The following is a 10,987-nucleotide window of genomic DNA, read 5'->3' as shown; positions in this document are numbered from 1 at the left end:
AGCAGGGCAGCAAGCGAGCAGGCGAGCGTGAGCAGTTTTCTCATGGCGCAATCCTCCGCATCGGTGTCGATGGAACACGCCGCCGGCATGCACATGCACAGCAATTCCCCGAGCAGGAGAAAGCATGAGCCTGCAGCAGTGTTCAGTTCGGTCCGAGTGCTAGCAGACTTGTCCCGTGCCCGCAAGCGGTTGTGAAGGCGGTAACACTCTAGAGCGGATTGCTTTTAAGACGCCCGCTTCGGCGTTGACGGCGCAAGTGAATTGCGCCTACGCCTGCGCGGCGGCAAGCCATGCCGACGCATGGCTTGCAGAGCATTTTCAAAAGCAAAATGCTCTAACGGGACACGGCTGCGCGGTATTCCCAGGAGCGCAGGGCGGCCTTGCTCACGAGCACGTACATGCGGGCTTCGTTCTGAAGATGGCCTGCCAGGAATTCAGCCTGTTCGCCCGAGCCGCAAAACAGGTCGAAACGTGTGCCCTTGATGGCTCCACCAGTATCCTGCGCCAGCACCAGAGACTGGAAGCGCGCCTCGGCACCGTCAGGCTGCGGCAGAGTCGTATCCATGAACAGCACGGCTCCCAGAGGCACAAGCTTGCGGTCCACGGCAACGCTGGCCATGGGCGTGATGATCCTGCCCATGGCTCCATAGGGCCCGCTGTCGTCGACCTTGAAGAATACATAGCTCGGATTGCAGGACAGCAGCTCGGGCATGAGTTCCCTATTTGCCTTCAGGAACTCGCGTATGCGCTGCATGCTCATGCCTTCCTTCTGCAGGTGACCCCTATCAACGAGCACCCTGCCCAGGGATACGTACTTGTGGCCGTTCTGGCCGGCGTAGAGGATATGGCGCACCGCTCCGTCGGGGTACACGAGCCTGCCGGAGCCCTGGATCTGGAGCACGAAGATGTCCACCAGGTCCTTGGCCCAAGCCACCGCCGTTCCCTGATCCTGGAGCACCCCCTCGAAATCGATCTCCTTGCGCCCGTAATAAGGCAGCACTTCGCCGTCTTCGACTCTGTAGGTGATGCGCTCGCCTTTGAGCTTATCGCTGAAAATGCCGAGATCCACTGTCTTGAGATCCTCGGGCTTGCCGTAAAGGGGATAGGGGTATTCCTCGCTCTGCTCGGTCGAAACCTCGATCCAGGGCTCGTAGTAGCCCGTGAGCAGCGTGCGCGGGCGCACCGCCAGCCATTCGAAACGCTCGGCCAGCAGCGTGGGGGTGTGGTCCAGCAGGGAAAGCAGACCCAGAAGCTCCGCCGCCGAGGCGCGCAACTGGCGCCAGGTAATGCCCGTGTCACCGGATGTGGCGGCGATCTCGTGCTGCGGCATGCAATCGAGATAATCAAGGCTCAGGCGCAGCGGTTCTTCCAGCTCGCCCCAACTGCGCAGACCGGCGCTGAATGGCGTCAAGGCTGCGGCAAGCGGAAAGGTCTCATGGCTGCCGGCAAGCTCCAGCCGTGGAGTCTCGTCCACATGGGGCTGCTTGCCGCAGCCGGCGAGCAGGAGAAGGGACAGCAGCATGGCCTGCAAAGAGGGCCGGATAAGGCTCGTGGTAGGTCGATACATTGGCTGGCCGTGAGGGGTCTTATCTTTTCATTACGCCAGGGGGCAGGTATACATGGGCCGGTTCCGCACAAAACCGATTCCATGTAAGCATATAATGATTGCGGAAAAAGACAACGTAATCCTGTAAATTTGTGCTTTTACCGCTCTTTCGGGGGCTTGCGGAATTGTCAGGAGCCATGCGGGGCAAGCGTGAAGCTGCTCAACAATGATCGGACCAAGGAGTGGCCTGCATGATCATCCACCATTCGCGCTTCGCCATGCGCTATACGGATTACGGTATAGGCATTCCGGTCCGGGACGACCGCGCCGACAGGACCTTCCAGGCTCTATGTGGGCACTCTACTGTCGGGGCGCGCGTTGCTGCCTGGCACTATTCCGAACCCTTGCCGGAAATCACCGCCGAAGATCTCCTGCGCGCTCACGATGCCGCCTATGTGCGAGCGTTCCTTTCGGATGCGCCCGAAGCCGCCTTGATGGAATCGTATGAGCTGCTGGACGAGCAAGGACGCTACAACCGTTACGATCCCGCCAAGGCTGTTCGGCCTCTGCGCGAACTGGCCACGACGGCGCTTGGGCATGTCGCGGGCACGGCTGCCTGCGCGGAGTTGGCGCTTGAACACGGCTTCTGTCATTTCCTGGGCGGCGGCATGCACCACGCCATGCGCTCCAGGGGGCGGGGCTTCTGCCCGCTCAACGATGTGGTGGTGGCCGCGCGGCGTTTGCAGGCCCAGGGCCGCGCCAGGCTCGTGTGGGTCATCGACACGGACGCGCACAAGGGCGACGGCACGGCCGAGATCACCCTGGGCGACAAAAGTATCCTGTGCCTGTCAATTCATATGGCCCAAGGCTGGCCCCTGGACTGCACACCCCTGGACAGCGCGGGCAACCTCAAGCGCCAGTTCTTCCCCAGCGACGTGGACATCCCCATACCACAGGGCGGCGAAGCGTATTATTTGCCAGCCCTGGAGCATGGTCTGTCTCTTCTGGAGCAGCTTTCCGCCGGACAACGGCCGGACTTGGCCTTGGTGGTGGGCGGCGCGGACCCTTTCGAGCTGGACGAGCTGCCCAGCAGCGCCCCCTTGCGCCTTTCACTTGAGCAAATGCGCGAGCGCGACCTGCTCGTGTACCGCTTTCTGGTGGGACGGGGCGTGCCCCAGGCCTGGGTTATGGCCGGCGGCTATGGCCGCGAGTCGTGGCGGGTGTATGCGCAGTTTCTGACGCAGGTGCTAACGGAGAGGCTCGGGTAGGGGGAAGCGGGAAGGGCAACATCGGGCAAAGCAGGACGACCGAAAACAGCGTGCCTGCGTTCATGGCCATTTTTGAGTACCCACCTTGCAAGCTCAACAAGGAAGGAGCCATGATCACCTTCGACATCATTGAGGACGCGTTCCTTTTCGCCAACGCCGGGCAGCCCGAGGAGAGCGTCGCAGTGGTCAACCGGCGCACGGGCGAGACCTTCTTCGAATCGAAGGGCCTCGATTCTGACGAGTTGCCCGGACTGCCCGAGGATGTCGACGAGAACCCGGACTATGTCTTCATCCCCCACAAGCACGACCTCGATCTGGGCAAGCCGCTGGTGTTCCAGTTCGTCAGACGGCATTGCCCCGAGGAGTGGGACCGCATCGAGGGCATGTTCTCCTCCCGGGGAGCCTATCGGCGCTTCAAGGCCTTCCTGGAGGACAAGGGCATGCTCCAGGCCTGGTACGACTTCGAGAACGCCCGCACGCGCGAGGCCCTGCTGGAATGGTGCGTGGAGAACGGCATCGAGATTGAGGATAAGCCGGCATGAGCGGGCCGCCGGAGCCTGAACAGCCGAAAGGCCGACCGGCATTCCGCCGACCGGCCTTTCTTGAATTTGCCCTGGTCGGGATGAGAGGATTTGAACCTCCGGCCCCTTGAACCCCATTCTCGTCCACAATTGCGTACATTTTTGACATAACTACTTAAAATAATATGGCTATCCTGACCCAACTATCTCCTTTCCTTACATGTGCATGCCGTGCATGGGGTGCAGGATATCCAAGGGTTATGCAGGGGTGAGCTAGGTGAGGGAACACATGGGGAACACAAAGGGCAAAGCGGCCGGGAAAAACAAAAAGCGGGCAGCCTAGCCTTCAGCTAGAGCAGATTGCTTTTAAGACGCCCGCTCCTGCGTTGACGGCGCAAGTGAATTGCGCCTACGCCTACGCGGCGGCAAGCCATGTCGACGCATGGCTTGCAGAGCATTTTCAAAAGCAAAATGCTCTAAGTGCCCGCGTTTCTTGCGTTTACTGGTGGAGCTGAGGAGAATTGAACTCCTGACCTCTTGAATGCCATGCAACCCTATGTGGAATTTTTCCTTGGTATTTCTGTTATATATGAAATATGAGAAGGGTAGAAACGGGCAACTGCCGACATTTGCCGACCAGGGATATTCAGCTCAATTCCCGGCCATTCCCGACTCTCATGAGGATCGCTCCCCTCTTTACAGCCCCCTCTGTGGCATATTGTAGCTACAGAGGAGATTTGTCATGCAGGAAACCATACGCGCACGGGTTGACTCCCAAATCAAGAAGCAATTCGAATTCGCGGCCAAAAGCCATGGATAGAACGCCAGCCAGCTCTTGCGTGACTTCATGGCCGACTACCTCAAATCAACCATCAACCGCTTCGCCGACTTTCCTCACTTCGAACATCCACCGCAAGACTTGGAGCGCGTTCGGGAATTCGTTTTCGGACGGAATGTCATCCGCTATCTCGTGCGGGATGAGGTCGTGTATGTGCTCAGGGTATAGCATAGGAGAATGGACCGAAGCACGATTTCATCATGCGAAGCTTCTCTGTTCGGGGATGAAGCGTCCTGAATGACTCCTACCCTCGTCCGTTGATGGCGAATTTGCGCAGGGCCCGCACGTTTGCTAACCCCAGCTTGTTGACCATCCGCGTAAGATATGTCTCCACCGTCCTCGGGCTGATACCAAGGCTTTCGGCAACTTCCATATTGCTCACACCACGCGCCATGGCCGAGAAAATGGCCCGTTCCTGATCGCTGAGCAGAAAGAGCGGGTCCGTGGCCTGAGCACCAGCCGTTTCATCCAGACTCAATCCGGCGCGGTCGCTCACAAAGCGTTCACCGCGCAGCACGCCCTCTATGCCTTCCAGCAGCACGCCGGGGTCCTCGCGCTTGGTGACATAGCCGTTCGCACCGCAACGCAGCGCACGATCTATGGTGCCGGGATCTTCGTGCATGGAATAGATCAGAGTGCGGACACCGTGTTCGGCCAGATCGGCGAGCAGGTCTAGGCCGCTGCCGTCGGCCAGCGAAAGGTCCAGCAGCGCGAGGTCGAAGGCGGCCTGTTCCAGGCATTCCTTGGCATCGGCGCGGGTTCCGGCCTCAATGCCGGGGGAGTAACCGTTGGACTCCAACAGCAGATTCAGCCCCTGACGTACGGCAGGATGATCGTCGATGAGCAGGAAACGGAGATTGGCGAGAGTATGGGCTGGATCAGCGGGATGCATCGGGGGGTGTTCTCCTTGTGGAGGTGGGGGAAGCATGCTTGTCGCACGGGGCTGCGCAGGTGACGATGGTACCACCCAGCGGTGCGTCCTCTATAGTCAACTTGGCATGGATGACACCGGCACGGTGGGCCATGATGCCAAGGCCGAGCCCTCCCGTCCGGGAGCCCTGCCGTGCGGAGGCTGTGCGGCCAATGCCGTCGTCGTGAACGGTCAGGGTGACGCCATTCAGGACGGAGCAGCACAGCTTCAAGCGGATGGTGCGTGCCTGTGCGTGTTTGGCCGCGTTGGTCAGCGCCTCCTGCGCAATGCGGTACAGCGTGCGCATGTTGGGATTGGTGCATTGCCCGCAGTGGCGGCGCATTTCGAGCCGTACGTCTATGCCCGTATCCTTGGCAATACGTCGGGCCAGATCGTCCAGCGAGGGGCCGGGCATTGCGGGGTCGTGTTCTACGGGCCAGAGTCCGCGCGAGGTGCGGTACGCGTCGTCGGTAGAGGCATCCAAGAGAGCTGCAAGGCTGGCCATGGTCGTGGCTTCATCCGTTCCGGCAAGCCTCTTGTTCAGGATAGATGCGCGCAGCCGGGCTCCGGTGAGTTTCTGGCACAAGCCGTCGTGCAGTTCGTGGCTGATGCGCCTGCGTTCTTCCTCGCTGATGTTGATCACTTCTTGTTCTAGCCGGTTGCGCTCTTCCATTTCGGCCATGAGTGACTGGTTTTTGTGCTCCAGCTCTTCGGAGAGTTTTCCCACAGACATAAATGCATGGCTGAAGCGTTTGGCCAGTGCCAACGACTGGGTAACAACCAGAAAGAGCATGCCAAATTCGATCAGGTAGGGCGTGTTGATATGCTTGGTGTGGGAAAGACCGTCGTTCATGCTGGCGAGCAGGGATACCCCGCTGCCGAGCAGCAGCAGCCCGGCGCCGTTCATTCCGCGCCGGGCGCAGGCGAACAGACGCAGGACGTAATAGATGGCGCAGCCCAGCCCGATAAAAATGCTGAAAGCGATATACTCGGAAATACGGTGGTCTGGCGCGATCGGCAGCAACAGAAGGAATACCATAAGCCGAAGATCAACCAGATAACGGATGGCAGGGTGGAAGACCTTCGGATAGAGCGAGTAGTAGAACCGGAAGAGCATGGGAGCGCAGGCCATATAGAAGAAGAGAGAGACGTATTCTGACCAATGGGGCGGCAGGGACGGAAGGAACCTGCGTATGGCCCAGAAGGACGTATTGGAGGTCATGCAGAAGCACAATATGCACAGACAGAGGCCGCTGAAGTACCCCGCAGAAACCTGCATCCTGTCCAGATAAAACAAGAAGAGGTGGTATAGCAGTGTGACCATCAGGCAGCCTGCGAAGAAGTAGGAAAAGGTCCAGGTTCTGTCGCGTTCGGCTTCCAGAGGACCGGGCGGGGCAAGCTGTAGCCCCTCAGGTACGCCACCGGCGCGGAAATGGTGGTTGGAGATCTGGAGAACGAGTTCCAGATTTTCCCCTTTGGGGGTGATGCTGGCCAGCACCAGCGATCGCAGAGGCGTCTCGCTGTCTGCATCCGTGCCCACAACGCCGTTTGTCGCCACGAGCTGACCGTTGGCCCACAAACGGTAGGCCATGGGGATGTCGAAGAGCTGCAATGTCAGCGTGTTCGCCTCCGGCCAGAGGCGCAGGCGCAGCCGCAGGGTGGCCTGCCCCGTGCCACCCAGCTTTTCTCCATTTACGAGCATTCCCTTCCATGTGCCGGGCAGCGAAATCAGGCCCGATGGCGAAGGAGCGGTGCTTTCGGCGAAGTCCTGCGGCGTCAGCAGACGGTTCCAGTAGAATTCCCACGCACCGTCCAGCTGGGCGGGGCCCATGGTCGCCGGATCAAAACTCCGCAGGTCCAGCACACCGTTTTCGGCCCGCATGCGATCGGCCGCCGTCGCCTGGCCGTACGGCAGCAGGAGAAAAACAGCTACAAGCAGCAATGCCTTAAGCAGCGGAACGGAGTGGAATGTCAGGACCATCCGGGGCGGGAAGAAAGAGCGCGGTGCGTTTCTGTTCATCATTGGTCCGTGCGGGGTGGGGTAGGGCGCGCGCTTCATGCGACAGGCGGACTATATACACGACGGGGTGACATCTCAACCCCCTCAAATATATTCCGAAAAGACAGATTGGTTTGGATGGATTAAGGGGGCTTTACAAATATCGATGCGCCAGAAAACCGGGTGATTCCTCCCGATTTCTGGCGCATTCCGAAAAGCACAGCATGCTGCCGGAATCGTGCATGTGCATTCATCCCTCAGGCCGCGGCTCTATGCCACGCGGCCCATAATGCCCGGGAGTCATGCTGAAGAGGCTGGTTCAATTATCCCAAACCTGCAACCTGTCGGTTAAAATCAAACAGGTATGCTTTCTTCAACTGATAACGGCCTGCCACATCCAAGAGTGCAAGGCATCATCCGGACCGCAGAACATCCTTGCTCTAGAATTCATATTTGATCTGCAAACTGCCGGTCACGCCCTCGCGTTTGCCCACATAGCCCTGTACGCCGAGGTCAAAGGACAAGGGCAACGATGCCAACGGCGTGTACGCAAGCCCCAGCTCACCGGTGCCGGTATCGCCGCTCAGGGACGGGGCCTTTATGTCATACCCGTTGGTGCTGGCGCGGGCGTTGCCGTCAAACTCATGCTCATAGGCCGCGCCTATGTAGGGGATGATATACTCATTCACCGTGTAGCTGAAGCGCGAGCCGAAACGCAGACGGTTGGAGTCCACATCCTTAAAGTCGATGGGGTCGCCGGTAGACAGCGTGACGGAGTCGCCCTCCTGCCGCGTCCAGAAGTATTTGCCGTAGAGGTCAAGCGAAGCATTCTCCGTTATGTTCCAGACATAGCCGGTTCCCAAATGCAAACCGTAATACGTGGATGACGAATCGTATTCCGCGCTGCGCCCGGCGGCATCGCGCAGGTCGGAAGATTCGTATTCATTATGCAGGCCGCCCGCCCGGCCCGAGGCTTCAACATAGATATGGCCGGGGCCGGTATTGACTAAATCCATACGGCCAAGAATACCGCCGCCAAGGTAGCGGGTGTTACCGTCTCCTTCGACCGAAGCTGCATAGCTGAACGAATTGTAGGTATTGTACGAGCCGTTGCCGTATTCAAAAAACGGCCCGAATGTCAGGCGGCCAAGCGAAATATTGGCTCCCCAGGCCAGACCGGCCATCAGGGAGGCACTGTGCATATCCACATGCGAGCCGGTATTGTACCGCACGGAACCGCCGGAAAGCGCGCCAAACCCGACGGGGGCACCGCCGCTGCCCGCAACCCCGGCCTTGGCCGCAGAAACGGCAGAATCCATGCCCTGCCCGGCGGCCACGTCCGCACCTTGCATTACAATGCCCAGGCCAGAAACAAAACCTTCTGAAAGCGCCTTGGTCTGTTCGTTCACTGTGGGCGCCGTTTCGGCGGATACCGTGGCTAACAGCTTGTTGTTTTCGGTTGTGAGGTCAAAGTTGTATATCAGGGTCACGCCCTGCATGCCCGTGCCGCTCGCCCTGGAGTTGAGGCCGCTATTCGTGACCAAAGTTCCGGCGTCAATGAGCGTTATGGTGTCGCCTATCTGCAGGGGCGAAGAGCTGCCGTCAATTCCCACATTGACGGTGGAAGACCGCCCCGAGCTGCCTGTCAGATCTGCAGTGCCGGTCACTGTCAGCACCGTATCCCCCGCAGACAAGGAGGAAGGAAGGTAAAAGTTAAGATATTGAAAGTTACTAATATTGTTTACCGTTAGACCAGAGGTTTTTATATTCAGGGTATTGCCGCTGAAAGCGTCACCACTGGTAGTCATAGACAGATAGCCCCCGCAGAGAGATGCGGCTGTCAAATTCGGCGAACCGCTGATAGTCACACTATTGTTTGTGGCCAGTCCAAAACCATTGGGTGCTCCGACATACCCGCCGAAAACCTCATTGAAGACAGTGCCACCGTTGATATTGATTGCATTTCCGGAGGCCGTATGTGTTCCCGGTAGCACAAGGGCAGTAGCATATCCGCCCATAATACTGGATATGGAGCCGCCGTTGAGGTTGATGACATTACCAGAGGCTGTGGCAGAAGCTGGACCGACCATGCCGCCGAGAGAAGCAAAACCGCCATAGACGTAACGCGCTGTCCCCCCGTTGATGGTCACAGTATTATCAGAAGCCGTCATTGACCAAGGGTTTGCACTCCTGGCATATCCACCATATATATCAATACTATTGCTGCCCGCGAAGGCAGCCCCAATTGTTACAGCATTATCATTTGATGAAATGTTGCCACTGGTTGCAACTCCATTATGATACCCACCGTATATTCCGAAATCGACTGTCCCTCCATTGATGTTCACGATATTGCCATATGAATAGATGTTTTCGCTATGTGATGCGAGGTTATTTGTTCCGCCAATACTTATAGGACCGTCAAGAAAAGATGGATTGCCTATCACATCCCTATAATAAGCAGCGTAATTCACGGTAGCGGCAACGCCATACTGCGGCAGCATAAGGACGAATCCAAGAGAAACCACGGCAAAATACAACAGGAGAACGCGAGACATCGAAGAAAACTTCGACTTGTGCAACAACCCAGCAACCTCTCTGAGAAAAAACATTTTTCTGCTCCAGATACTTTCTTCGATTTATCTATCTACAATTTCGAATACAAAATGTGCGCTGTATATGCCGTTAAAACTACCCTGGCCAGTCTGGAAAAGCCCTGTTTGCAAACGCAGGCAGCCTCCGGCCTGCGTTGCATGCTCACGCCAAGGCAAGGAACAACAGGACGCACAGCGAAACAGCCCGCCGATGGAACAAGGACAATCAACGGAGCATGTTGCGGCATGACTAATTCTTCGGGATGCGCTGAAGGTCGGTTCGCAGCCCCTTATCCCTGCGTGCATGGATAGCTTTGCAACCCTCTTAATCCATTCATCACTTTCCGTCTGTCCGGGAAAACACGTACAGGGGCAACTTGTCAGGAGTGCCGAAAGATCGGCTCCGCCGCATGTGTCGTTTGCCATTCTGAGGACTGTAGGACTTGTCGTATGCGGATGGTCAATACGCCGCGATCCGGCGCTGGCCGAGGAGATGTGCCCCCTTCCCAAGAAACTGGTCCAGTTGTTAGGTGAGTCCACCGGCGAAACCACTGTGATTCGCCAAGGAGGATTTCGCCGTGAAAAAGAGCAAGTTCACCGAGGAGCAGATCGCCTTTGCCCTCAAGCAGGCCGAGCACGGAACGCCCGTGGCCGAGGTCACCCGCAAGATGGGCATCACCGAGCAGACCTTCTACCGCTGGAAAAAGAAGTACGGCGGACTGGGTACCGCGGAGCTTAGGCGGCTCAGGCAGCTTGAGGAGGAAAACCGTAAGCTCAAGCAGATGGTCGCGGACCTGAGCCTGGACAAGGCCATGCTCCAGGAGGTGATCGCAAAAAAGCTCTGAGGCCTGGTCAGCGCCGGGAGCTGGTGGAGTTCTTGCGGGTGACCTTCGACGTGAGCGAGCGGCAGGCCTGCCGGGACTACCGGCTGCGGCAGGAAATACATCACGCCCTATACGCCCCAGCAGAATGGGCTCATCGAGCGCTTCTTTCGCAGCCTCAAGGAAGAATGCGTCTGGCAACGCAGCTTCAAGAGCTTCGAGGAGGCTAGAGCATTTTGCTTTTGAAAATGCTCTGCAAGCCATGCGTCGGCATGGCTTGCCGCCGCGCAGGCGTAGGCGCAATTCACTTGCGCCGTCAACGCCGGAGCGGGCGTCTTAAAAGCAATCTGCTCTAGACGGGCCGTAAGGCAGTGGATCGAGTGGTACAACTCGGGGCGACCCCATAAGGCTCTTGGGTACATGAGCCCAGCGGAGTACAGGGCGCAGAAACTACAACATGTGGCTTGATTTCAGGGGTGCACTACACCTG

At 58.1% G+C, this 10,987-nt stretch carries 9 protein-coding genes and 1 pseudogene; 6 read left to right on the top strand and 4 right to left on the bottom strand.

The window, feature by feature from the left end:
• Positions 1-334 precede the first annotated feature (334 nt).
• Positions 335-1,522: a murein transglycosylase A gene (mltA, locus tag H585_RS0109860; RefSeq protein ID WP_244432518.1), complete on the bottom strand. Its 1,188-nt coding sequence runs from the start codon at positions 1,520-1,522 to the stop codon at positions 335-337.
• A 275-nt stretch (positions 1,523-1,797) separates the two neighbouring features.
• Here mltA and H585_RS0109855 point away from each other — a divergent pair, with 275 nt between their 5' ends.
• From H585_RS0109855 to H585_RS23265, 3 genes are all read left to right on the top strand, one after another.
• Positions 1,798-2,814 carry a histone deacetylase family protein gene (locus H585_RS0109855; RefSeq protein WP_027367703.1) on the top strand — a complete coding sequence of 339 codons (1,017 nt, stop codon included), beginning with the start codon at positions 1,798-1,800 and terminating at the stop codon, positions 2,812-2,814.
• A gap of 110 nt (positions 2,815-2,924) precedes the next feature.
• A complete protein-coding gene (locus H585_RS0109850) occupies positions 2,925-3,356 on the top strand; it encodes a UPF0158 family protein (RefSeq protein ID WP_034627734.1) in 432 nt (143 codons plus the stop codon).
• 814 nt (positions 3,357-4,170) lie between these two features.
• Positions 4,171-4,341, top strand: coding sequence for a hypothetical protein (locus H585_RS23265; protein ID WP_154658852.1), 171 nt, complete (start codon positions 4,171-4,173; stop codon positions 4,339-4,341).
• A gap of 76 nt (positions 4,342-4,417) precedes the next feature.
• Here the strand turns inward: H585_RS23265 and H585_RS0109840 are convergent, their stop codons facing one another.
• The 3 genes from H585_RS0109840 to H585_RS0109830 form a co-directional block, all read right to left on the bottom strand.
• Positions 4,418-5,065 carry a response regulator transcription factor gene (locus tag H585_RS0109840; protein WP_027367701.1) on the bottom strand — a complete coding sequence of 216 codons (648 nt, stop codon included), beginning with the start codon at positions 5,063-5,065 and terminating at the stop codon, positions 4,418-4,420.
• A complete protein-coding gene (locus H585_RS0109835; protein WP_244432517.1) occupies positions 5,052-7,106 on the bottom strand; it encodes a sensor histidine kinase in 2,055 nt (684 codons plus the stop codon). The genes H585_RS0109840 and H585_RS0109835 overlap by 14 nt, the downstream gene beginning before the upstream one ends.
• 416 nt (positions 7,107-7,522) lie before the next feature.
• Complete coding sequence (locus H585_RS0109830) at positions 7,523-9,694, bottom strand: autotransporter domain-containing protein (RefSeq protein ID WP_034627665.1); 2,172 nt, start codon at positions 9,692-9,694, stop codon at positions 7,523-7,525.
• A gap of 560 nt (positions 9,695-10,254) precedes the next feature.
• Here H585_RS0109830 and H585_RS0109825 point away from each other — a divergent pair.
• From H585_RS0109825 to H585_RS23940, 3 genes and pseudogenes are all read left to right on the top strand, one after another.
• Positions 10,255-10,595, top strand: a pseudogene (locus H585_RS0109825) (transposase); the annotation flags it as partial.
• Positions 10,596-10,620: 25 nt separating this feature from the next.
• Positions 10,621-10,743 carry an integrase core domain-containing protein gene (locus H585_RS23945; RefSeq protein ID WP_138708178.1) on the top strand — a complete coding sequence of 41 codons (123 nt, stop codon included), beginning with the start codon at positions 10,621-10,623 and terminating at the stop codon, positions 10,741-10,743.
• Between the two features lie 99 nt (positions 10,744-10,842).
• Complete coding sequence (locus H585_RS23940; RefSeq protein ID WP_081678644.1) at positions 10,843-10,965, top strand: integrase core domain-containing protein; 123 nt, start codon at positions 10,843-10,845, stop codon at positions 10,963-10,965.
• Positions 10,966-10,987: the final 22 nt, after the last annotated feature.

Source organism: Desulfocurvibacter africanus subsp. africanus DSM 2603, from assembly GCF_000422545.1.
Classification (GTDB): domain Bacteria; phylum Desulfobacterota; class Desulfovibrionia; order Desulfovibrionales; family Desulfovibrionaceae; genus Desulfocurvibacter; species Desulfocurvibacter africanus.
Note: the sequence above shows the minus strand (reverse complement) of the source record. Positions and strands in the feature narration are given on the sequence as shown.